The organism is Herbidospora daliensis, from assembly GCF_001570585.1.
In the GTDB taxonomy this organism is placed as follows: Bacteria; Actinomycetota; Actinomycetes; order Streptosporangiales; family Streptosporangiaceae; genus Herbidospora; species Herbidospora daliensis.
Window position 1 is genome coordinate 1,082,922 of record NZ_BBXF01000003.1, and the last position, 22,230, is coordinate 1,105,151.

The 22,230-nt window shown below is 71.6% G+C and carries 18 protein-coding genes; 9 read left to right on the forward strand and 9 right to left on the reverse strand.

Annotated features, from left to right (window positions below):
* Positions 1-122 precede the first annotated feature (122 nt).
* The 6 genes from AW274_RS19895 to AW274_RS19920 form a co-directional block, all read right to left on the reverse strand.
* On the reverse strand, positions 123-2,486 hold the full coding sequence (locus tag AW274_RS19895; RefSeq protein WP_062434371.1) for a Tex family protein: 2,364 nt from the start codon (positions 2,484-2,486) through the stop codon (positions 123-125).
* Entirely contained in the window at positions 2,471-4,264 is a 1,794-nt protein-coding gene (locus AW274_RS19900) for a WD40 domain-containing protein (RefSeq protein WP_062434374.1), read from the reverse strand. The genes AW274_RS19895 and AW274_RS19900 overlap by 16 nt, the downstream gene beginning before the upstream one ends.
* A gap of 29 nt (positions 4,265-4,293) precedes the next feature.
* A complete protein-coding gene (locus AW274_RS19905; protein WP_062434375.1) occupies positions 4,294-5,220 on the reverse strand; it encodes an NADP-dependent oxidoreductase in 927 nt (308 codons plus the stop codon).
* Between the two features lie 110 nt (positions 5,221-5,330).
* Positions 5,331-7,586, reverse strand: coding sequence for a glycosyl hydrolase family 18 protein (locus tag AW274_RS39325; RefSeq protein WP_083974501.1), 2,256 nt, complete (start codon positions 7,584-7,586; stop codon positions 5,331-5,333).
* Between the two features lie 125 nt (positions 7,587-7,711).
* Complete coding sequence (locus AW274_RS19915) at positions 7,712-8,284, reverse strand: TetR/AcrR family transcriptional regulator (protein WP_062434377.1); 573 nt, start codon at positions 8,282-8,284, stop codon at positions 7,712-7,714.
* Positions 8,281-9,057, reverse strand: coding sequence for an SDR family NAD(P)-dependent oxidoreductase (locus AW274_RS19920; protein WP_062434380.1), 777 nt, complete (start codon positions 9,055-9,057; stop codon positions 8,281-8,283). The genes AW274_RS19915 and AW274_RS19920 overlap by 4 nt, the downstream gene beginning before the upstream one ends.
* A 712-nt stretch (positions 9,058-9,769) precedes the next feature.
* Here AW274_RS19920 and AW274_RS19925 point away from each other — a divergent pair.
* Entirely contained in the window at positions 9,770-10,756 is a 987-nt protein-coding gene (locus tag AW274_RS19925; protein WP_232320193.1) for a hypothetical protein, read from the forward strand.
* 378 nt (positions 10,757-11,134) lie between these two features.
* On the opposite strand, the gene AW274_RS19930 is transcribed toward AW274_RS19925, so the two are convergent.
* Both AW274_RS19930 and AW274_RS19935 read right to left on the reverse strand, forming a co-directional pair.
* The gene (locus AW274_RS19930) at positions 11,135-12,724 is read right to left on the reverse strand and encodes a RecQ family ATP-dependent DNA helicase (protein WP_062434386.1); all 1,590 of its coding nucleotides are present in this window, start codon (positions 12,722-12,724) and stop codon (positions 11,135-11,137) included.
* 30 nt (positions 12,725-12,754) lie between these two features.
* Positions 12,755-14,260: an IclR family transcriptional regulator domain-containing protein gene (locus AW274_RS19935; RefSeq protein WP_062434387.1), complete on the reverse strand. Its 1,506-nt coding sequence runs from the start codon at positions 14,258-14,260 to the stop codon at positions 12,755-12,757.
* A 95-nt stretch (positions 14,261-14,355) separates the two neighbouring features.
* On the opposite strand from AW274_RS19935, the gene AW274_RS19940 reads away from it, so the two are divergent.
* From AW274_RS19940 to AW274_RS19970, 7 genes are read left to right on the forward strand one after another with little or no spacing between them, the layout of a single operon-like run.
* Positions 14,356-15,168, forward strand: coding sequence for a CoA transferase subunit A (locus tag AW274_RS19940; protein WP_062434388.1), 813 nt, complete (start codon positions 14,356-14,358; stop codon positions 15,166-15,168).
* Positions 15,165-15,923, forward strand: coding sequence for a CoA-transferase subunit beta (locus AW274_RS19945; protein WP_062434389.1), 759 nt, complete (start codon positions 15,165-15,167; stop codon positions 15,921-15,923). The genes AW274_RS19940 and AW274_RS19945 overlap by 4 nt, the downstream gene beginning before the upstream one ends.
* On the forward strand, positions 15,916-16,659 hold the full coding sequence (gene pcaH, locus AW274_RS19950) for a protocatechuate 3,4-dioxygenase subunit beta (protein WP_062434390.1): 744 nt from the start codon (positions 15,916-15,918) through the stop codon (positions 16,657-16,659). Before AW274_RS19945 ends, pcaH begins: the two co-directional genes overlap by 8 nt.
* Positions 16,656-17,201 carry a protocatechuate 3,4-dioxygenase subunit alpha gene (gene pcaG / locus AW274_RS19955; RefSeq protein WP_198169292.1) on the forward strand — a complete coding sequence of 182 codons (546 nt, stop codon included), beginning with the start codon at positions 16,656-16,658 and terminating at the stop codon, positions 17,199-17,201. The genes pcaH and pcaG overlap by 4 nt, the downstream gene beginning before the upstream one ends.
* A gap of 14 nt (positions 17,202-17,215) precedes the next feature.
* Positions 17,216-18,604 (forward strand): lyase family protein, encoded by a 1,389-nt coding sequence (locus AW274_RS19960; RefSeq protein ID WP_157520474.1) that lies wholly within the window; start codon positions 17,216-17,218, stop codon positions 18,602-18,604.
* Positions 18,585-19,685, forward strand: a complete 1,101-nt coding sequence (pcaDC, locus tag AW274_RS19965; RefSeq protein ID WP_062434393.1) for a bifunctional 3-oxoadipate enol-lactonase/4-carboxymuconolactone decarboxylase PcaDC — start codon at positions 18,585-18,587, stop codon at positions 19,683-19,685. Before AW274_RS19960 ends, pcaDC begins: the two co-directional genes overlap by 20 nt.
* Positions 19,682-20,833: a 4-hydroxybenzoate 3-monooxygenase gene (locus tag AW274_RS19970; protein ID WP_062434396.1), complete on the forward strand. Its 1,152-nt coding sequence runs from the start codon at positions 19,682-19,684 to the stop codon at positions 20,831-20,833. The genes pcaDC and AW274_RS19970 overlap by 4 nt, the downstream gene beginning before the upstream one ends.
* Positions 20,834-20,836: 3 nt before the next feature.
* Here the strand turns inward: AW274_RS19970 and AW274_RS19975 are convergent, their stop codons facing one another.
* On the reverse strand, positions 20,837-21,601 hold the full coding sequence (locus tag AW274_RS19975) for a class I SAM-dependent methyltransferase (RefSeq protein ID WP_062434399.1): 765 nt from the start codon (positions 21,599-21,601) through the stop codon (positions 20,837-20,839).
* Between the two features lie 71 nt (positions 21,602-21,672).
* Between AW274_RS19975 and AW274_RS19980 the strand changes: the two genes are divergently transcribed.
* A complete protein-coding gene (locus AW274_RS19980) occupies positions 21,673-22,215 on the forward strand; it encodes a CGNR zinc finger domain-containing protein (RefSeq protein WP_062434402.1) in 543 nt (180 codons plus the stop codon).
* Positions 22,216-22,230: the final 15 nt, after the last annotated feature.

The following is a 22,230-nucleotide window of genomic DNA, read 5'->3' on the forward strand; positions in this document are numbered from 1 at the left end:
CGAGCAGCCTGGTCGGAAAGCCCGGCCCGAAAGCCCGGTCGGAAAGCCCAGCCGTAAAGCCCGGCCGTAAAGCCCGGCCGGGCCGGCTCGGAATGGCCGAGCGGCCCGGCCTCAGCGGGGGGTCAGCGTTTCTTGCGGCCGCCCTCGTCGGTCAGGCCCGCGCGGCGCAGTGCCTCGGCCATCGCGCCGCCCGCGGGCGGGGGCGACTGGCGGCGGTCCTGCTGGCGGGGCTGGCGGTCCTGGCGGGGCTGGCGTTCGCCGCGTTCGCCGCGTTCCTGGCGGGGGGCCTGCTGGCGGGCCGGTTCGTCCTGCAGGCGCAGCGTCAGCGAGATGCGCTTGCGGGGGATGTCGACCTCCAGCACCTTCACCTTCACGATGTCGCCGGGCTTGACGACGTCGCGCGGGTCTTTGACGAAGGTGTTCGACATGGCCGACACGTGGACCAGGCCGTCCTGGTGCACGCCGACGTCGACGAACGCGCCGAACGCCGCCACGTTGGTGACCACGCCTTCGAGGATCATGCCCTTCTGCAGGTCGGAGATCTTCTCCACGCCCTCGCGGAAGGCGGCCGTCTTGAAGGCCGGGCGCGGGTCGCGGCCGGGCTTCTCGAGTTCGCCGAGGATGTCGGTCACGGTCGGCAGGCCGAACGTGCCGTCGACGAAGTCGGCCGGCTTCAGCGACCGCAGCGCGGCGGTGTTGCCGATCAGGGTGCGCAGGTCGCCGCCGGTCGCGGTGAGGATCTTGCGGACCACCGGATAGGACTCGGGGTGCACGCTGGAGGCGTCGAGCGGGTCGTCGCCGCCGGGGATGCGCAGGAAGCCCGCGCACTGCTCGAACGCCTTCGGGCCCAGGCGCGGCACCTGCTTGAGCGACGACCGCGACCGGAACGGGCCGTTGGCGTCGCGGTGCTGCACGATGTTGTCGGCCAGCGTCGAGCCGATGCCCGACACCCGGGTCAGCAGCGGGGCCGACGCGGTGTTGACGTCGACGCCGACGGCGTTCACGCAGTCTTCGACCACCGCGTCGAGCGAGCGGGAGAGCTTCTGCTCGGCCAGGTCGTGCTGGTACTGCCCGACGCCGATCGACTTGGGGTCGATCTTGACCAGCTCGGCCAGCGGGTCTTGCAGGCGGCGGGCGATCGAGACCGCGCCGCGCAGCGACACGTCGAGGCCCGGGAGCTCCTGCGAGGCGAACGCCGACGCCGAGTAGACCGACGCGCCCGCCTCGGAGACCATGATCTTCGTCACGCCGGGCATCAGCGCGACCAGTTCGCCGGCCAGCTTGTCGGTCTCGCGCGAGGCGGTGCCGTTGCCGATCGCGATCAGCTCGACGCCGTGCTTCTGGCACAGTGCCCCGAGGACCGCCATCGACTGGTCCCACTGCCGCTTCGGCTCGTGGGGGTAGATGGTGGCGGTGTCGACGACCTTGCCGGTCGCGTCGACCACGGCCACCTTCACGCCGGTACGCAGGCCCGGGTCGAGGCCCATCGTCACGCGGGTGCCGGCCGGGGCGGCCAGCAGCAGGTCGCGCAGGTTGGCCGCGAACACCCGCACGGCCTCGTCCTCGGCCGCCTGCCACAGGCGCATCCGCAGGTCGATGCCCAGATGGACGAGGATGCGGGTGCGCCAGGCCCACCGCACGGTGTCGGAGAGCCACTTGTCGCCCGGACGCCCCTGGTCGGAGATCCCGAACCGGGTGGCGATGCGCACCTCGAACGTCGTCGGGCCCTCCTGCGGCTCCTCGGGCTCCAGCGTGAGGGAGAGCACCTCCTCCTTCTCGCCCCGGAACATCGCCAGGATCCGGTGGGAGGGCAGCTTCGCGAACGGCTCGGCGAAGTCGAAATAGTCGGAGAACTTGGCCCCGGCCTCCTCCTTGCCCTCGCGGACGGCCGACATCAGCCGGCCCCGGCTCCACATCGACTCGCGCAGGGTGCCGATCAGGTCGGCGTCCTCGCCGAAACGCTCGATCAGGATCGCGCGGGCGCCTTCGAGCGCCGCCGCGGCGTCGGCCACGTTCTCGCCGACGAACCCGGCGGCGACCGTCGCGGGGTCGAGCGTCGGGTCGCCGAGCAGCTTGTCGGCCAGCGGTTCGAGGCCGGCCTCGCGGGCGATCTGGGCCTTGGTGCGGCGCTTCGGCTTGTAGGGGAGGTAGATGTCCTCCAGCCGGGCCTTCGAGTCGGCCGCCATGATCTGCGCCTCGAGCGCGTCGTCGAGCTTGCCCTGCGACCGGATCGACTCCAGGATCGCGGCGCGGCGCTCCTCCATCTCCCGCAGGTAGCGCAGCCGCTCCTCCAGCGCGCGCAGCTGCGCGTCGTCGAGCGTTTCGGTGGCTTCCTTGCGGTAGCGGGCGATGAACGGCACCGTCGCGCCGCCGTCGAGCAGATCGACGGCCGCGGCGACCTGCCGCTCACGTACGCCGAGTTCCTCGGCGATCCGCTGGTTGATCGACTGGATCACGATCTTCCTTCTCCCTAGGCTCCGGCCCATTCTGCCGGACCGGCGTGCCCGCCGAGCCTGGTCGGCCACAGCCGGGTGGTGCAGTCGTCCGAGGTGGTGGCCAGCAGGTGGCCGTCGGGATGGAAGGCGGCCCCGTTGACGGCCGAGGTGTGGCCGGTGCGGCAGGCCAGCTCCGCGCCGCTCGCGGTGTCCCAGATCCTGACGGTACGGTCGTCGCCCCCCGTCGCCAGCAGCTCGCCCGCGGCGTCGAAGGCGACGGCCCGCACGCCGGCGGTGTGGCCGGTCAGCTCTCGGGAGGCGCCGGTGCGCCGGTTCTCCAGCCTGACCGCGCCCCCCGGCAGGGCGGTCGCCACCAGGTGGCCGCACGCCGCCGAGGCCCCGACCACCAGGTCGTCGCCGGCGAAGACGACGCTGTCACCCGGCTGCTGGCTCAGCTGGCGGCCCATCACGGTGTCCCACTCCCGGACCGTGCCGTCGGCGCCCGCGGTCGCGATGACGTCGCCCGACGGATGGAAGGCGACCGAGGTCACCGGGCCGATGTGCCCGATCAGGGGCTCGCCGAAGGAGCGCCGGGTGTCGGGGTCCCAGAGCCGTACGGTGTGGTCGGCGCAGGAGGCCGCCAGCAGGTGGCCGCCCGGGTGGAAGGCCACCACCGGGCCGCCCGGCAGCGGGTCGCCGATCGGGTCGCGGGTCACCGGGTCCCAGAGCCGGACCGCCCGGTCGGCGGTGGCCAGCAGGTGCCCGCGCGGGTGGAAGGCCACCCCGTGGACGGGCGCGTCGTGGCCGGTCAGCCGGCGGGCGACGACCGCCGAGGTCATCCGGGTCTCCAGCTCGTCGACGCGGGCGCTCAGGCGGCGCACCAGGTCGTCGCGCTCTTCGAGGCGGCGGTGCAGGTCGTCGCGGACCCGCCGGGCCACCGCGTGGGTGTGCTGGAGGGTCACCAGCGAGCGGCGCAGCCGGGCCACCCGGTCGGCCGGCTCATCGTCGGGCAGGCCCTCGATCCGCCAGCGCCGGACCTCGCCCCGGTCGTCGACGGCGACCAGGAGCGAGCGGCCGAGGGCCACCGCCTGGACCGCCCCCGTATGGCCGGTCACCCGGGCGAGGGGGGCGGCGCCCAGGTCGTACAGGGAAATGGAGTCGTCCCAGTTCACGGCGGCCAGCACAGCGCCGCGGGCGGCCAGGCCGGACACCGGCTCGGGCGTGATCACCTCGTCGCCGACGCGGGCGAGGCGGTCGGCGCCGACGATCACCAGCCGCCCCGCGAGGAAGGCGACGCCCTCGCCGGGGACGGGGTCGCCGACCGGCTGGCCGGTGCCGGCGTCCCACAGGCGGACCGTGCCGTCCTTGGCGGCGGTGGCGAGCAGGTGCCCGGCGGGGTGGAAGGCCAGCTCGACGACCCGGCCGGTGTGCCCGGTCAGCGGGTCGCCGACCGGCATCCGGGTCACCGGGTCCCAGAGGCGGACCGTGTGGTCCCAGCCCGCGCTGGCCAGCAGGTGGCCGTCGGGGTGGAAGCCGACGGCGGTCACGAGGTCGTCGTGACCCTTCAGCTCCCCGGCCGGCACCCCGGACAGGTCCCACAGGCGGACCACGCCGTCGTCGCCCCCGGAGGCGAGCAGGTGGCCGTCGGGGTGGAAGGCGAGGGTCATCGTGTACGGGGACCCGCTCATCTCCACGCCCGTGGAGTAGCGGATCAGGCCCGTGTCGTCGGAGGTGGCGATCAGTTCGCCGCCGGGATGCAGGGCCACCCCGGCGACGGGGGCGGAATGGCCGGTCAGCGGTTCGCCGAAAGGCGTGACTCTAAGGCGCATATGACCGGCAGCATTCCAGATTGTCAGGGTTACGGCAGGAGAACGACCCGTCCCCGCAGTCCGCCCTCGGCCATCCGGATGTGCGCGGCGGCCGCCTCGGTGAGCGGATAGGTCGCGGCCACCCGGACCGTCACCTTGCCCGCGTCCACCAGCCCGGTGAGCGCCTCCAGCTGGTCGCGGGCCGAGTGGGCCCACATGACCTGCGACGTGATGCCGCGCCCCTCGCCGGGCACGCCGTCGATGACCACGGACACGAACCCGCCGCCGTCGCGCACGGCGTCGTGGGCGGCCTGCACCAGCTTCGCCGGGTCGACGGCCCCGTCGACGCCCTCGGGCAGCAGCTCGCGCACCTTCGCGACGTCGTCGACGACGTACTGCGCGCCGAACGCCCGCAGGACCTCCTCGTCGGCGGCCCGCGCCAGCGCGACGACCGTGAGGCCGCGCAGCGCGGCCAGCTGCACCAGCATGCCGCCGACGCTCCCGGCCGCGCCGGTGACCAGCAGGGTCGAGCCCTCCGGCAGATCGAGGATGTCGAGGCACTGCCACGCGGTCAGGCCCGGCAGCGGGAGGCCGGCGGCCCGCTCGGCGGGCCACTCGGCGGGCACGGGGGCGAGTTCGTCGACGCCGATGACCGCCTGGTCGGCGTACGGGCCGAAGTCGCGGCCGAAACCGCCCCAGGTCGAGGCGGCCATGACGCGGTCGCCGACCGCGACGCCGGTGACGTCGGGGCCGAGGGCCTCCACGATCCCGGCGACGTCGCAGCCCATGCCGGTCTGCTCGCGGGCCGGGGCGCCGTGCAGGACCAGGCCGCCGCCGCGGATGAACAGGTCGACGGGGTTGACCGCCGCCGCCTCGACCCGGATGCGGACCTGGCCGGGCCCCGGCTCGGGGGCCGGCGCCTCCACGGTCAGCAGGGCCTCCGGGCCCCCGTAGTTCCTGACGACCACCGCGCGCATTGGTTCTCCTCCGGTGAGGGGGTCCCGAGGCTGATGATCGTAATAGATATTTCAACCAATAATCAGACAAGGAACCCCGGGCGGAATCGCCCGGGGTTCCTATTCAGCGTTTAGGCGAGGCCGTTTTTCATGGCCGTGATGAGTTCGCCGTTGCTCGTGTCACCGCTGAGCTCCCAGAAGAACGAACCGCCGAGGTTCTGGTCCTTCGAATAGGTCATCTTCCCGGTGATCGTGGACGGGGTGTCGTAACTCCACCAGTTGCTGCCGCACTTGGCGTAGGCGGTGCCCGCGATGGTGCCGGTGGGCGGGCAGGTGTTCTTCAGGACCTTGTAGTCCTCGTTGCCGGCCTCGTAGGTGCCCGGCGCGGCGCCGGTGGCGCTGCCGCCCGGGGTGGCCTGGGTGACGCCGGTCCAGCCCCGGCCGTAGAAGCCGATGCCGAGCAGCAGCTTGGACGCCGGCACGCCCTTCGACTTGAGCTTCTGGATCGCGTTGTCGCTGTAGAAGCCGGCCGTCGGGATCCCGCTGTAGCTGTGCAGCGGCGAGTGCGGGGCGGTCGGGCCCTGCGCCGCGAAGGCGCCGAAGTAGTCGTAGGTCATGACGTTGTACCAGTCGAGGTACTGCGCCGCGCCGCCGTAGTCGGCCGCGTCGATCTTGCCGCCGCTGGTGCCGTCGGCGGTGATGGCCGCGGTGACCAGGTAGTTCTGGCCGAAGCGGTTACGCAGGGCCTGCATCAGGTTCTTGAAGGACGCGAAGCCGGAGGCGTCACAGGACAGGCCGCAGGCGTTCGGGTACTCCCAGTCGATGTCGATGCCGTCGAAGACGTCCGCCCAGCGCGGGTCCTCGACGAGGTTGTAGCAGGAGTTGGCGAAGGCGGTCGGGTTCTGCGCGGCCTGGCCGAAGCCGCCCGACCAGGTCCAGCCGCCGAAGGAGAACAGCACCTTGATGTTCGGGTACTGCTGCTTGAGCTTGCGCAGCTGGTTGAAGCTGCCGCGCAGCGGCTGGTCCCACGTGTCGGCCACGCCGTCGACGCTCTCGGCCGCGGTGTAGGCCTTCTCGTAGTCGGCGTAGCTGTCGCCGATGGTGCACTGCCCGTTCTGGACGTTGCCGAAGGCGTAGTTGATGTGGGTCAGCTTCGCCGCGGAGCCGCTCGTGACGATGTTCTTCACGTGGTAGGCGCGCTGGTAGACGCCCCACTGGACGAAGTAGCCGAGCAGCTTCTTGTTCCCGCCCGTCCCCGTCTGGGAGGTGGTGCCGGTGACGCTGCCCGACAGGCCCGACTGATTGTTGGCCGCGTCGCGGGCGCGCACCTGGTAGGTGTACGCCGTGTTCGCGGAGCGCCCGGTGTCGGTGTAGCTGGTGCCGGTCACGGTGGTGACGAGGCTGCCGCCCCGGTAGATCAGGTAGCCGGTGACGCCGACGTTGTCGGTCGAGGCGTTCCAGCTCAGCGAGACGGAGTTGCTGGTCACGCCGGTCACCTGCAGGCCGCCGGGCGTGCTCGGCGCGGTGGTGTCCGGGCCGCCGGTCCCGGAGGTGGTGCCGGTGACGCTGTTCGACAGGCCCGACTGATTGTTGGCCGCGTCGCGGGCGCGCACCTGATAGGTGTACGCCGTGCTGGCCGAGCGCCCGGTGTCGGTGTAGCTGGTGCCGGTCACGGTGGTGACCAGGGTGCCGCCCCGGTAGATCAGGTAGCCGGTGACGCCGACGTTGTCGGTCGAGGAGCCCCAGCTCAGCGAGACGCTGCTGCTGGTCACGCCGGTCACCTGGAGGTTGCCGGGGGTCGAGGGCGCGGTGGTGTCGCCCCCGCCGGTGCCGCCGGTGACCTGGACCGCCGACACGATGGCGTAGTTGGCGCCGCCGTTCATGTTGAACTGCACGTTGAGCTGCCCGTCGGAGACGGTCGCGGTGTAGGTGCGGTCGCAGGCGGTCAGCGCGCCGCAGGAGGCGAACACGTCGAACGCCGAGGCGACCACGGTGTTCTCGATCCGGATGTCGAACCTGCGCTGCCCGGCGGCGTTCGCCCAGTCCTCGACCATCTTCAGGGTGACCTGGTAGGTGCCGTTGGCGACGTCGAACTTGTAGCCGCCCCACCCGCTGAACAGCTGGTAGTTCTGGTAGAGCGCGTCGTCGGTGGTGCCGGCGATGGCGCTGCCGGTGGAGCCGGCCCCGTAGGACGTCTCGTAGCCCCAGGTGCCGCTGGTGTACGCCTTGTCGGCGAGCCAGGCGTTGCCGCCGCCGTCGGTCAGGGCCGGTCCGTTCGCGTTGGCCCGCAGGGGCACGCTCACCGCGCCGAACGCCGCGGACTGCGCGAACATCAGCGGCAGGATCAGCGCACCGATCGCCAGTAAGAGGGTCAGGACTCTTCTCATCGAGCTACTCCACGTCCGGGGGGAAGGGGATGCGGCGGGACGCGCCGGGAACAGGTGGTTCCCGTCCAACTAATAGGAAGCTTTCCTTTTAATTAGGGCGAACGTAACCCGCGTCACAGATCCCGTCAATGGGCGCGCAGGGAACGCCAGATCGGGCCGGGCAGCGCGTCGGCGGCGGCGTCCAGGTCGAGGCCCGGCGCGCCCGCCAGCACCCGGCGCGTGGTCTCGGCCAGTGGCCCGATGAGCAGCATCTCGATCAGCGCCGGGGGCAGGTCGGCGATCTCCCCGGCCGCGACGCGCGGCGCGAACCAGGCGGTCAGGCGGGCCATCAGGGGCGCCTTGCGGGCCGCGACGGCGGCGGCGTGCGGCTCGACGAGGGGAGCGGCGTGGATGAACCGGGCCTTCGGGGCCGCGTCGCGGGCGAAGGCCAGATAGGCGCGCACGATCGCACGCACCCCCTCCTCGGTGCCCTCCGCTTGTTCGGCCGCCTCGATGAGGCGGGTGAGCAGGTCGTCCATGCACTCGGAGTAGAGGGCGGCGGCCAGCCCGTCGAAGCTGCCGAAGTGGTGGTAGAGGCTGCCCACGCTGACGCCGCTGCGCGCGGTCACCGCGCGCAGGGTGAAGTCGCCGTCGGTGAACGCCGCCAGGGCGGTGCCGAGCAGTCTGCGGATCGTGGCCTCGCTGCGGGCCTGCCTCACGCGACCCCCGACAACGTCTCCGCCTGCTCCCACAACCGCAGGCCGAGGTCGCGGTCGACGGTCATCGGGATCTCCTTCAGCTCGTCGTAGTAGCGGCCGGTGGTGGACCGCGTGGTCAGCGCCACCACGGGGGCCGCGCCCTGCTCGGGAGTCTTCCAGAACCGCTTGGCCGCCTTGAGCAGCAGCCCGACCGGCCCGCCCCGCGCGCCCAGGCCGGTGTTGATCACCCCGGGGTGGACGGCGTCGATCGTCACGCCGCGCGTGCGCCAGCGCTCGGCGAACAGCGGCAGCACGGCGACGTTGCAGAGCTTGGTGTCGGCGTAGGTGCGCAGGGGATGGAAGTCCCGGCCGAAGGGGGTGCGGCCGGGATCGGCCTTCCCCTTCACGTAGAGCCCCGCGCTGACCTGCACGACCCGGCCGACGCGCTCTTCGAGCAGCCGGTTCAGCGTGTACGGCGCCAGGTGGTTGACCGCGAACGACTCCTCCAGGCCGTCGGCCGTGAGGGTGAGCCGCGACGGCCACAGGCCCGCGTTGTGGACCAGCACGTCGATGCGCGGGCAGACCTCGGCCAGCCGCCCGGCCACACCGTGCATGCCGGCGACGGTCGCCAGGTCGCCGACGACCAGGCCGGCCTCGCCCGGCAGCGAGCGGACCGCCTGCTCTCCCCGGGCGGCGTCGCGCGCGACGACGACCACCCGATGCCCCCGCCGCGCCAGTTCGGCGCAGACGGCGTACCCGATTCCCCGGTTTCCTCCGGTCACCACCACGTTCATGGCCGGAGTATAAATTAGAGCAGTTCTCTAAATCTTCTTCAGCTGACCTTGGTGTGTGTCATCACGCCAGCATGCGAGGGGGAGCTGTCTCGGCTGTCGAGTCCTTGCCATGGCGTCGGACGAGAAGACGCGAGTACGCGCACACCTTTCGTAGGGCCCGGTGCAGAGAGCAACCAGTGGACCGGAGATGGGCTGCGTAGCAGATCCGAGCGACGACCAGAAATGGCGAAGCGGACAACATGGCCCATAGTGCGACCTTGATGCTCCGTCTGATGTGCGACAGGGGTCGGCCGATAAGAAACTGACACCGGTGGAACCAGACGGGTTCTACGACATAGCCCGCGCGCCCGTATTGACCCAATTTGGTGGTTTAGCGGTTCCGGGCGGTCGGGAAACGGGCTTCGGCCTGGTTCCATGTGTAGTGATCAATGCTTGTGACGGTGGGTGCGGTTGGTTCCCTCGCGGAGACCTGGGCGCCTCCTGTCATAAAGGCGCCCACTTATTCGGTCGACCCAGAGAAACCCCTGAGTCACCTCGATGGCCTTCCTGTGATGATCTATGAGAGATCCACCCTGTCGGCTCATCGATCCCGTGCCATGTCGATCGCCAGGTATCGAATGAGTAACAAAATTGTGTTGACGGATTGATCGCGGTGTTCTGGAGCTAAATATCTGTGGGGCATTCCAGGCGTTCGGACGGTGGGTGGCAGCAATTGTCTGCGATGATGTCGAACCAGGCGCTCAGGCGTAGGCTCCTTGCTTATGCGCTTGGTCTCGGATATGTGATAACGCTTGCCGTCGGCTTTGTGATGGTGATTGGCGACCCCAAGATCAGTGCCCCTGCCGTATGGTCGGCGATCGGTCTGAACCTCATCGCCTCGGCGGTCTTCGCGCTTATTTTTGCCACGCTTAGTTCGCGTATACAGGAGCGTAGTGCGCATGAAAATGTCGAGGAACTATTCCGGGGTCTGTCTGACAAGCTCTTGCGGCGGCTTGCGGATGAAAATGTAACCTATATGCCGATGGCGGAGTATCCGATGTCGCAGGGCTATGACGTCGGTATCAATAGAGACATAATGGATAGTTTTTCTCGCTCTAGCTTTTTCGCCTACCGGGGCCCTAGCGCTCGATATGTCCCCGCCCGGATCAGGGTGGCGATGAGATGCCCCCAGCAGGTCAGGGTCTGCATGCTCAATCCGAAACTTGATAAGGCGATAACGAGGGCGGCTTCTGACACCCGAGGCAGGCCGAATCAGCGAGGGTTGCCGATTGATGTACTCGCCCGCAAGCTCCAGCGGGAGATCGAGCTATCCGTGGTCGGGCTCTTCGATTGCCGTCTCATCTGCCCCATTGAGATCAGCTATATGGAAGATACCATGATCAACCGAGTCGAAGTCTTCGATGACTCGGTTTATATATCTTGGTATCATGCCGGTTCGGCATATCATTTCAACTTCCCTCCTTGTCTGCGATTTCCGGCGGGATCGCTTTTGTATCAGTCCGAGCGTCTTGACGTGACGCGTCGGTGGGAGGTGAGTGACACCTCCATCAGGTTTACGTCACGGAGCACCGATCGTGATCTTATCGAGCATCTGAGGGTGTTGACGGGAAACGAAATAAACCAGGCTTATGTTGACGAACTAAGGCAAGATTATGAAGACTTCATCTCCGAATTCATCGACTTCCTCAGAGGCTTGTAGAATCCTGCCCCGTCGCAAAGTCGGCGGGCCGTTTTAGAGAGCACCTTGATCAATTCGATGGGAACTTGAAGGGCCTGGCTCCACCTCCAGGCATCGTCCCGCCGACAACGGCGTGTGCACGACCGGGTCACGGTAATCTGCGACCTTGGCTTGAGGCTAAGGTTATCCGGGGGCGACCGGCGTGATGCGCACTCATTCGACTGCCCTCATCGGCCACGGCTTCCATCTCTGGCGGTCGCGGTCATCGGGAGGACTCAGGCTGAAATCGCTCGGTATTCGTGCGGGACCGGATGCGATTGCTTCGGCGATCCCAATGCTAACGGTCGGGTTAACCGATGATCGTTTAGGAATGAAGTTCGCCGAACTGGAATTCGGTCACTAAATCTTCTTCAGCAGGCCGTCGACCGCGGCCAGCGCCAGGGTCTTGTAGCCGACCGAGTCGAACAGCACCGTCACCCGGTCGGGGTCGGCGCTCATCACCGTCCCGGCCCCCCAGGCGGTGTGCTCGACCTTCGATTGGAGCGGGAAGGGGCCGTCGCCCACCTCCTGGACCACGCCCCGGCAGGTGTCGCAGGTGCCGCACGAACGGCCGTACGGCTCGCCGAAGTACTCCAGCAGGAACCGGCGGCGGCAGCCGGTCGTCTCGGCGTAGCCGCGCATCATGTCGAGGCGCGACTCGTCGACGCGGTGGCGCACCTCGTCGAGCTCGACCGCCTTCTCCACCGCCCGCTCGGCGGTCAGGCGCTTGCGGGTCCAGCGCAGCTCGCCGGGGACCAGCGCGCCCGCGCGCTCCAGCAGGTTGGCCAGCGCGGTCAGCCGGGTGGTGCCGACGCCGAGCAGCTCGCGCAGTTCCCCGGCCGGGACCAGCCCGCCGTGCTCGCGCACCAGCACCGCGATGCGCAGCAGCAGCTCGGGGTCGGCCCGGCCGCCGGTCTGGAACCGGCGCAGGCCCAGGTCCTCGGGGCGGTAGAACAGGATCGCCTCGGCCGGGCGGCCGTCGCGGCCGGCTCGGCCGATCTCCTGGTAGTAGGCGTCGGGCGACTCCGGCGGGCCCGCGTGCAGCACCCGGCGCACGTCGGGGCGGTCGATGCCCATGCCGAAGGCGGAGGTCGCCACGACCACGTCGAGCTCCCCGGCCGCGAACCGGGTGTGGGTGCGGTTGCGGTCGGCCGTCTTCAGCCCCGCGTGGTACGGCTCGGCCCGCTTGCCCGCCAGCAGCGCGCAGTACTCCTCGGCGTCCCGCCGGGTCGGCACGTACACCAGCGTCAGGCCGTCGCTGTCCAGCACGTGGTCGACCAGGGCGCGGCGCCGGTCGTCCTCCGAGGTGAACCGGCGGGCCGACAGGGTCAGGTTCGGCCGGTCGAAGCCGCGCACGATCTCCACCGGGTCGCGCAGCCCCAGCGACCGCACGATCTCGGCCCGCACGTTCGGGGCCGCCGTCGCGGTCAGCGCCACCACCGGCGGATGGCCCAGCTTCTCGATCACCTGGCCGAGCCGCAGGTAGTCGGGCCGGAAGTCGTGCCCCCACGACGACACGCAGTGGGCCTCGTCGATCGCGATCAGCGACGGCCGGGCCGCCGCCAGGCGCTCCACCACCTCGGGCTTGGCCAGCTGCTCCGGCGACAGGAACACGAACTCGGCGGTCCCGGCGGTGACCTGGTCGAGGCCCTTGTCGACCGACTGCGTCGAATTGACCGCCACCGCGCCGGTGCCCGCCTTCAGCAGGCTCATCACCTGGTCGCGCTGCAACGCGATCAGCGGCGACACCACGATCGTCGGGCCGTCGAGCAGCAGGGCGGGCACCTGGTAGACGGCCGACTTGCCGCCCCCGGTCGGCATCACCAGCAGCACGTCGCGCCCGGCGACCAGATGCCGCATGGCCTCCTTCTGACCGGGCCGCAGCCCCTGCCAGCCGAACACGCGCCGGGCCGTCGACCCGAGCCGGAATCTCGCGAGCGCTCTCCTCATGGCCGCCCTCTATGCCCGGCTTGAGGCGGTTCAGGCCGGCCGGGGCGGGGTTCGTTCGCCGACCAGCGCCAGATCGGTCTCGACGGCGTGCGCGGTGGCCCGGAGATGCGCCAGCAGACCGGGCCTGACCTGGCCGGTCATCGCGACGTTCACCGCCGCGACCACCCGGCCGCCGCGGTCGCGGATCGGCACGGCCAGCGCCCGCAGCCCCTCTTCGAGCTCGTCCTCGACGATCGCGTAGCCGTCGGCGCGCGCCTTCTCGATCAGCGCCCGCAGCCGGGCCGGATCGGTCACGGTGTGCGGCGTGAGCGCGACCGGCTCGCCCAGGTCGGCGTCGCCGGTCAGCAGCACCCGGCCCATCGACGTGGCGTAGGCCGGGAACCGGGTGCCGACCGTGATGTCCACACTCATGATCTTGTACGCCGGAGCGCGCGCCACGTACCGGATGTCGGTCCCGTCGAGCACCGCCACCGACGCCGACTCGCCGACCGCCTCGGCCAGCGCCGCCAGGTGGGGCGTGGCGAGCTCGCCCAGCGTCAGCGACGACAACCGGGCGTAGCCCAGCTCCAGCACCTTCGGCAGCGCGACGAACCGGTTGCCCGCCTTCACCGCGTAGCCGAGCTCGACCAGGGTCAGCAGCGCCCGCCGGGCGGTCGCCCGCGCCAGCCCGGTGGCCTCGGCGACCTCCGAGAGCGTGCCGCCGAGCGCGGTGAGCGCCGCCAGGCCCCGGGCCAGCGACTGGACCGGGGTGTCGTCGGGGATGTCGATCGGCGCGGGCGGCGCGGGCGCCTGGACGGCCAGCAGGTGCTCCATCCGGGCGGTGTCGAGCCGGGGGAGGGCCAGCGCCGCCAGCGACTCGACGGTGTGCCGGCTGCGGTGGGAGACCACGCTGACCGCGCACGCCACCCGGCCGCGCGAGCGCACCGGCACCGCGACCGCGATCAGGCCCGGCTCGATGAGCTCGTCGTCGCGGGCCCAGCCCGCCGCGAGCGCGGCCTTGGCCCGGTCGCGGAACTGCGGCTCGGCGTCCGGGTCGGCGGGCACCACGGTCTCCGGCCGGGCCGCCCGCCAGCGGGCCCAGCCCGCCTCGGTCCATTCGGCGGCCAGCAGCGCGCCCGCCGCGCAGCGTTCGGCCGGCACCAGGTCGCCCACCCGGAAGGTCAGCGAGCGGCTGCGCCGCCGGGGGAGCTGGGTGACGAACCGGACCGCCGTGCCGTCGGCCACCGCCAGCGACACCGACTCGTCGAGGTCCCCGGCGAGCCGGGCCGCCTCCGGGGCCAGCGCGTCGGGGATCCCGCTGCCCGACAGATAGGTGTTCCCGACGGCCAGGACGCGGGGCGTCAGCCGTACCGAACGATCGGGCCCGGCCGGACGGGCCAGGCCCATCGCGACCAGGGTCGCCAGCACCCGGTCGACGGTCGAGCGGGCCAGCCCGGTGGCGCGGGTGAGCTCGCTCGGGCGGCAGGGCTCGCCGCCGGCCATCGCCCGCAGCACGGCGAGCCCGCGTTCCAGCGGACCCACGACAGCCTCGGTCATTGACACACGTCCAAAGGGGGTAGCAGACTCCTGAACTACGTCAAATGTGAACAATAGTTCATCAGGCGAACAAGTCCACTCCGAACAGGGAGAACATGGCGGAGATCCGTAGCCTGCGGGACGCGGTGGCCGGGCTCGTGCACTCCGGCGACACCGTGGCGATGGAGGGGTTCACCCACCTCATCCCCTTCGCCGCCGCGCACGAGATGATCCGGCAGCGGGTGACCGATCTCACCCTCGTCCGGATGACCCCCGACGTCATCTACGACCAGCTCATCGGCATGGGCGCGGCCCGCAAGCTGGTCTTCTCCTGGGGCGGCAACCCGGGCGTCGGCTCGCTGCACCGCTTCCGCGACGCCGTCGAGAACGGCTGGCCGCGCCCCCTCGAACTCGACGAGCACAGCCACGCCGGCATGGCCAACCGCTACGTCGCCGGGGCCTCCCGGCTGCCCTTCGCGGTGCTGCGCGGCTACCGGGGCAGCGACCTGCCGTCGCGGTCGGCGACGATCTCGACCGTGGTGTGCCCCTTCACCGGCGAGGAACTGGCGGCCGTCGCCGCGATCAACCCCGACGTCACCGTGATCCACGCCCAGCGCGCCGACCGCGACGGGAACGTGCAGCTGTGGGGGCTGGTCGGCGTCCAGAAGGAGGCCGCGCTGGCCGCCTCCCGGGTGCTCGTGACCGTCGAGGAGATCGTGGACGACCTCACGCCGACCCCCGGCGCGGTGGTGCTGCCGTCGTGGACGGTCGACGCGGTGGCCGTGGCCCCCAACGGCGCCCACCCCTCCTACGCGGCCGGCTACACCGTCCGCGACAACGGCTTCTACCAGCAGTGGGACGCCGTCTCCCGCGACCGCGACGCCTTCCTGCGCTGGATGGACGAGAACGTGCTGGAGGCGGCCCGATGACCTGGACCCCCGACGAGCTGATGACCGTGAACGCCGCCCGCGCCCTGGCCGGGGCCCGGACCTGCTTCGTCGGCATCGGCCTGCCCAGCGCCGCCGCCAACCTGGCCCGCCGGACCATCGAACCGGGCCTGGTGCTCATCTACGAGTCGGGCACCCTCGGCTCCAAGCCGTCGCGGCTGCCGCTGTCGATCGGCGACGGCGAACTCGCCGACACCGCCGACGCGGTCGTGTCGGTGCCGGAGATCTTCAACTACTGGCTGCAGGCCGGGCGGATCGACGTCGGCTTCCTCGGCGCGGCCCAGGTCGACCGGTACGCCAACGTCAACACCACCGTCATCGACCGGGGGCCGGGCCGTCCCGAAGGGCGGCTGCCGGGCGCGGGCGGCGCGCCCGAGATCGCCGCCAGCTGCGGGAAGGTGCTGCTCGTGCTGCGCCACTCGCCCCGGAACCTGGTCGGCAAGCTCGACTTCGTCACCACCGTCGGGCACGGCGACGGGCCCGGGGCACGGGCCCGGCTCGGCCTGCCCGGCGCCGGCCCGGTCGCGGTGATCACCGACCTCGGGATCATGCGGCCCGACCCCGAGACCGCCGAACTCACGCTCACCGACGTGCATCCCGGCACGACCGCCGGCCAGGCCGTCGCCGCCACCGGCTGGCCCCTGGCGGTCGCCGCCGATTTGCGCGTCACCGAACCCCCCACGGAGGCGGAGCTGACCGCGCTGCGCCGCCTCGCCCAAGGAGCACCCGATGCCTGAACCGCTGTCCCAGGAGACGATCTCCCGGGAGATCGCCGCGCTCGCCGCCGAATCCGACGGCGGCGACCACCCCGCGCGCGACTATCCGCCCTACCGCTCCAGCGGCCTCCGGCACCCGCACCGCCCGCTCGTCGCCCCGCCCGAGGCCTACGCCGAACTGCGCGGGCCCGTCTTCGGCGCGAGCGACGTCACCCCGCTCGACGCCGACCTCACCCGCCAGCACCCCGGCGAGCCGCTCGGAGAGCGCATCACCGTGACCGGCCGGGTGACCGACCGCGACGGCCGCCCGGTACGCGGCCAGCTCGTGGAGGTCTGGCAGGCCAACGCCTCGGGCCGCTACCCGCACCAGCGCGACCAGCACCCCGCGCCGCTGGACCCCAACTTCACCGGCACCGGCCGCTGCCTGACCGACGCCGACGGCCGCTACGCCTTCACCACGATCAAGCCCGGCGCCTACCCGTGGAAGAACCACGTCAACGCCTGGCGGCCGGCCCACATCCACTTCTCGGTCTTCGGCACGGCCTTCGCGCAGCGGCTGGTCACCCAGATGTACTTCCCGGGCGACCCGCTGTTCCCGTACGACCCGATCCTCCAGTCGGTGACCGACGACAAGGCCCGCGAGCGCCTCGTGGCCGCCTACGACCACGGGCTCTCCGAGCCGGAGTGGAGCCTGGGGTACAGATGGGACATCGTCCTCGACGGCCCGGCCGCGACCTGGATGGAGGAAGGCCGATGAGACCCACCCCCTCGCAGACCGTGGGCCCGTTCTACGGGTACGCCCTGCCCTTCGGCGGCGGCGGCGACCTCGTCCCGCCCGGCCACCCGGGCGCGATCTCCGTCCACGGGTACGTCTACGACGGCGCGGGCGACCCGATCCCCGACGCGCTGCTGGAGTTCTGGCAGGCCGACGAGGCCGGCAACCTCGACGGGAAGCCCGGCTCGATGCGCCGAGACGACGTCGACGGCTCCTTCGCCGGCCGCGACGGGGTGACGTTCACCGGCTTCGCCCGCGTGGCGACCGACCTCGCCGGACACTGGACGCTGCACACGGTCCGCCCGGGGGAGGTGCCCTACATCGCGGTCTGCGTGTTCGCCCGGGGCCTGCTGCACCACCTCTACACCCGCGTCTACCTCGACGACACCGGCGACGCCCTGCTGACCGCACTGCCCGCCGACCGGCGCGCGACCCTGGTCGCCGCCCCCGAGCGGGACGGGGTGTACCGGTTCGACATCCGCCTCCAGGGCGAGGGCGAGACGGTCTTCCTCGACCTGGGCTGAACCCGGAGGCTCTCGTGATCACCGGTGACGGCCTCCTCGGCCCGGCCTGGTCCGGCACCCCGATCGACGGGGCGACCGCCGACACGGCCGTCCTCCGCGCCCTGGTGGACGCGGAGGCGGCCCTGGCCCGCGCCCAGAACCGCCCCGACCTGGCCGCCGCCATCGAGTCGGCGGCCGGGACGCTCGACCACAGCGGGGGGAACCCCGTGATTCCGCTGGTCAAGGCGTTGCCCGAGGGTGCTCATGACGGGGCGACGAGCCAGGACGTCATGGACACCGGGCTCATGCTGGTCGCGGCGCGGGCGCGGCGGCTGATCCTGCTCGACCTCGCCTCGGCCGCCGGGGCGCTGGCCGGGCTGGCCCGGGAGTACCGGGACACCCCGATGCCCGGCCGCACCCTCACCCAGCACGCCGTGCCGACCACGTTCGGACTGAAGGCGGCCGGGTGGCGGTCGCTGGTGCTCGACGCCCACGAGCGGCTCGGCGCGGTGACCCTGCCCGCGCAGCTCGGCGGCGCCGGGGGCACCCTGGCCACGCTCTCGGTCCCGCTCATGGAGCGGTTCGCCCGGGAGACCGGCCTCGCGGCGCCGCTGCTGCCCTGGCACGTGCTGCGCACCCCGGTCGCCGACCTCGCCGGGGCGCTGGCCTTCTGCTGCGGCGCGCTCGGCAAGATCGCGGCCGACGTCCTGGTGTCGTCGCGCACCGAGATCGGCGAGGTCACCGAGGGCTCGGGCGGCGGCTCGTCGGCGATGCCGCACAAGAGCAACCCCGTCCACGCCACCCTGATCGCCGCCTGCGCCCGCCAGGCCCCGGCACTGGCCGCCACCCTCTACGGCGCGATGGCCGCCGAGGACGAACGCCCCGCCGGGGCATGGCACGCCGAATGGGAACCCCTGCGCACCCTGCTGCGCCTGGCCGGGGGAGCGGCCCACCACACGGCCACGCTCGCGGGCGGCCTGCGGGTCCACCCGGCGCGGATGCGGGAGAACCTGTCGCTCACGGGCGGCCTGATCGTGGCCGAACGCGTCATGGGCGAGTTGTCCCGCCAGATCGGGAGGAAGGCGGCGCGGGACCTCCTCGAAACCGCCTCCCGCGACGCGGCCCGCCTCCGCATGCCACTCCGCCAGGCTTTCGAACTCGCCTGCGCGAATGCCGAAATATCCGTCGAAATAGACGGGTCACCCGTGATCCATCCCGACCCGGAGAACGAAAAAGAAGAGCGCCCGGATGCGTCTGCGGGCTCCATCCGGTTCGAGTCCGCGGACGAAGGGCCGGGGCGGGTGATTCGTCTCGAATCCGGGCTTTTCGAGCCGACCGGCTATTCCGGTGCGGCGGGGGAACTCGTCGATCGAGCTCTCGACCGTCCCCTCAAGGAGATCGCCGATGTTGAACTTCCGCGTTGACGGGCCCGCGCACGCGCCCGCGCTGATCCTCGGGCCGTCTCTGGGCACCTCGCTCCGGGTCTGGGACGCCCCGGCCGCCGCCCTGTCGCGGCACTTCAAGGTCGTCCGGTACGACCTTCCCGGCCACGGCGCCTCGAAGGTCGTCCAGGGGGCGGCCTCGATGGAGTCGCTGGCCGCGCTCGTCGCCGGGGTCGCCGACGCCGCGGGGGCGGACGCCTTCCACTACGCCGGGATCTCCCTGGGCGGCGCGATCGGCGCGTGGCTGGCGCTGCGGCACCCCGACCGGGTGCTCTCGCTGACGATGGTCTGCTCGGCCGCCAAGTTCGGCACCGAGGAGAGCTGGCACGAACGTTCCGCGCTGGTCCGCAACCAGGGCACCCGGGCGATCGCCGACCTCGCGTGGGGGCGCTGGTTCACCCCGGACGCCGACAAGGCCGCCGGGCAGGCCATGATCGACGACCTGCTGGCCGCCGCCGACGAGGGCTACGCCGAGTGCTGCGAGGCCCTCGCGGGCTACGACGTCCGGGCCGAGCTCCCGGCCATCACGGCCCCGACCCTCGTCATCGCCGGCCGCGACGACCCGGCCGTCCCCCCGGCGGTCGCGCGGGAACTGGCCGACGGCATCCCCGGCGCGGCCCTGCACGAGCTCCCCGGCGCCGCCCACCTGGCCCCGGTCGAGCGGCCCGACGCCGTCGTGGCGGCCATGCGCGCCCACCTGCCCCAGACCGACGGCATGACGGTGCGCCGCGCCGTGCTCGGCGACGACCACGTCGACCGGGCCGTGGCGAACACCACCGGCTTCACCGCCGACTTCCAGGACCTCATCACCCGCTACGCCTGGGGCGAGATCTGGACCCGCCCGGGTCTCGACCGGAAGACCCGCAGCTGCGTCACCCTCACCGCGCTGGTCGCGGGCGGCCACCTCGACGAGCTGGCCATGCACGTCCGGGCCGCGATCCGCAACGGACTCACGCCCGACGAGATCAAGGAAGTCCTCCTCCAGACCGCGATCTACTGCGGCGTCCCGGCCGCCAACGCCGCCTTCGCCGTCGCCCAACGTACGCTAGGGAGCCTGGAATGACCCACACCACGGTCGCGATCATCGGCGGCGGCCCGGCGGGCCTGCTGCTGGCCCGGATGCTGCACAACGCCGGGATCGACTCCGTCGTGCTGGAGAGCCGCGACCGCGCCTACGTCGAGCAGCGCCAGCGGGCCGGCATGCTCGAACAGGGCACCGTCGACGCGCTGCGCGAGTGCGGCGCCGGCGCGCGCATGGACCGCGAGGGGCTCCCGCACAACGGCATCGAGCTGCGCTTCGACCGGCGCGCCCACCGCCTCGACTTCCCGGCCCTGACCGGCGGCAGCACCGTCATGATCTACGCCCAGACCGAGATCGTGAAGGACCTGGTCGCCCTCCAGCTCGACGAGGGCGGCCCGCTGCTGTTCGAGGCCCAGGCGACCGCCATCGGCGACGGCTACGTGACGTACCGGCACGAGGGCCAGGAGAAGACCCTGACCTGCGACTTCATCGTGGGGGCCGACGGCTTCCACGGCATCTCGCGGGCCGCCGTGCCGTCGGGCCGGGTCTACGAGGCCGACTACCCCTACTCGTGGCTCGGCGTGCTGGCCGACGTCGCCCCCTCGACCGACGAGCTCATCTACGCCCACTCGCCGCGCGGCTTCGCGCTGCACAGCATGCGCTCCCCGACGGTCAGCCGCCTCTACCTCCAGGTGCCCAACGACACCGACCCCGCCGACTGGGGCGACGAGCAGATCTGGGACGAACTCGACCTGCGGTTCGCGATCGACGGCGACTGGAAGCTGGCCCGGGGGCCGATCACCGCCAAGGCCGTCACCCCGATGCGCAGCTTCGTCACCGAGCCGATGCGCCACGGCCGGCTGTTCCTGGCCGGGGACGCCGCCCACATCGTGCCGCCGACGGGCGCCAAGGGCCTCAACCTGGCCGTCGCCGACGTGGTGGTGCTGGCGCGGGCGCTGGAGCACTGGCGGCGTACCGGGAAGGAGGACCTGCTCGCCGACTACGGCGACATCTGCCTGCGGCGCGTCTGGCGGGCCGAGCACTTCTCCTGGTTCATGACCACGATGCTGCACCTGGCGCCCGGCCAGTCCGACTACGACACCCGGCTCCAGCTGGCCCAGCTCCACCGCATCGCGACCTCCGAGGCCGCGGCGGCGGAGCTGGCGCTCAACTACACCGGGACGGTGTGACGACTACGGCAGGAACGCGCACAGCAGCCGGTCGTCGCCCTCCTGCCACACCGTGCCGATCTCGGCGAAGCCCGCCTTGGCCAGCGCGGTCACGTGGGTCTCCAGGCGCAGCGACTCCGAGCCGTGGTGCGCGGCCATCTCGCGGCGCTTCTCGCGGTCGGCGTGCAGGCCGGTCAGGACGGGGTCCCGCTCGACCGCCGCCCACCAGTCGGCCCAGTTCTCCGGGCGTCCCTGGGGAAAACGCCGGTCGGTGGCGCGGCCGGCCAGGGCGCGCTCGAGGACGGCCAGGCGGCTGCCGTCGGGCGAGGCCATCTGGTCGCCGTTGAGGAAGATGCCACCCGGCCGCAGCACCGTGGACAGCTCCCCGTAGAGGTCGGTCAGGGGCCCTTCCGGGAGCCAGTGGAGCGCGGTCGTGCTGACCGCGGCGTCAGCGAGGCGGGGGAGCTCCGCCGCCGCGCTCCACCCCGGGGTGCGCAGGTCGGCGTCCACGAACCGGAGCCCGTCGTAGGCGGCCTGGCCGAGCGCCGTCAGCAGCGGGTCGGTGTCGAAGCCGATCACGGTCGCCCGTGGCAGCCGCTTTTTCAGCCGGACGCCGAGCGACCCGGGCCCGCAGCCGAGGTCCAGCACGATCGGGTCGGGCCGGCCGGCCGACTCGACCACGGCGTCGATCAGGGTCGCGAAGCGCTCCTCGCGGGCGGGGTGGTAGCCCTCCTGCTGGCGGTCCCAGCGGTCGAGCCACTGCTTGGCGTGCTCGCGGGTGAGTGTCACGGTCGTCTCCCTTGTAACTGTCGTCTAGGCTTGTGGCAGTTACCGTAATCATGAAGGGCGTAACTGGTCAAGTGAACTTCAACAGTCACACCGACGCCGTCGTGGCCATGTTCGTGACCGTGGTGAACGTGCTGACCCCGGGCGAGCGCCGGGGACGGCCCTACGCGGTGCCGTCGGGCCCCGAGCTGACCGCGGAGGTCGCCGCGGCGCTGCGCGAGCGGGGAGAGCTGTCGGAGGCCGACGTGGCCGAGCTGGCGGGCTACGCGGCCGACCTGCGCGCGGCCTTCTCCGGCGACCACGACCACGCCTGCACGGTGATCAACCGGGTGCTCGACGCCACCGACGCCCGCCCCCACCTCAGCGGCCACGACGGCGAGCCCTGGCATCTCCACTTCCACGGCACGACCGGCACCTGGGCCGCCAACTGGGTGGCGTCGGGGGCCACCGCGCTGGCGATCGTGCTGGGCGGGGAGTTCCACGACCGCCTGGGGGTCTGCACGGCCGACCGCTGCGACCGCGTCTTCGTGGACGTCTCCCGCAACGGCACCCGCCGCTTCTGCTCCACGGCGTGCCAAAATCGTACGAAAACCGCTGCTTTTCGGGCCAGAGTGTGACTTTTCGTCATTCCG

Excerpts from the sequence above, each read along its gene's own strand:
- AW274_RS39325 (WP_083974501.1), bottom strand. The coding sequence starts at position 7,586 with ATGAGAAGAGTCCTGACCCTCTTACTGGCGATCGGTGCGCTGATCCTG.
- AW274_RS19935 (WP_062434387.1), bottom strand. The coding sequence starts at position 14,260 with ATGACCGAGGCTGTCGTGGGTCCGCTGGAACGCGGGCTCGCCGTGCTG.
- pcaH (WP_062434390.1), top strand. The coding sequence starts at position 15,916 with ATGCCTGAACCGCTGTCCCAGGAGACGATCTCCCGGGAGATCGCCGCG.
- pcaG (WP_198169292.1), top strand. The coding sequence starts at position 16,656 with ATGAGACCCACCCCCTCGCAGACCGTGGGCCCGTTCTACGGGTACGCC.
- AW274_RS19900 (WP_062434374.1), bottom strand. The coding sequence starts at position 4,264 with ATGCGCCTTAGAGTCACGCCTTTCGGCGAACCGCTGACCGGCCATTCC.
- AW274_RS19945 (WP_062434389.1), top strand. The coding sequence starts at position 15,165 with ATGACCTGGACCCCCGACGAGCTGATGACCGTGAACGCCGCCCGCGCC.
- AW274_RS19905 (WP_062434375.1), bottom strand. The coding sequence starts at position 5,220 with ATGCGCGCGGTGGTCGTCAGGAACTACGGGGGCCCGGAGGCCCTGCTG.
- AW274_RS19920 (WP_062434380.1), bottom strand. The coding sequence starts at position 9,057 with ATGAACGTGGTGGTGACCGGAGGAAACCGGGGAATCGGGTACGCCGTC.
- pcaDC (WP_062434393.1), top strand. The coding sequence starts at position 18,585 with ATGTTGAACTTCCGCGTTGACGGGCCCGCGCACGCGCCCGCGCTGATC.
- AW274_RS19930 (WP_062434386.1), bottom strand. The coding sequence starts at position 12,724 with ATGAGGAGAGCGCTCGCGAGATTCCGGCTCGGGTCGACGGCCCGGCGC.
- AW274_RS19970 (WP_062434396.1), top strand. The coding sequence starts at position 19,682 with ATGACCCACACCACGGTCGCGATCATCGGCGGCGGCCCGGCGGGCCTG.
- AW274_RS19940 (WP_062434388.1), top strand. The coding sequence starts at position 14,356 with ATGGCGGAGATCCGTAGCCTGCGGGACGCGGTGGCCGGGCTCGTGCAC.
- AW274_RS19895 (WP_062434371.1), bottom strand. The coding sequence starts at position 2,486 with ATGGGCCGGAGCCTAGGGAGAAGGAAGATCGTGATCCAGTCGATCAAC.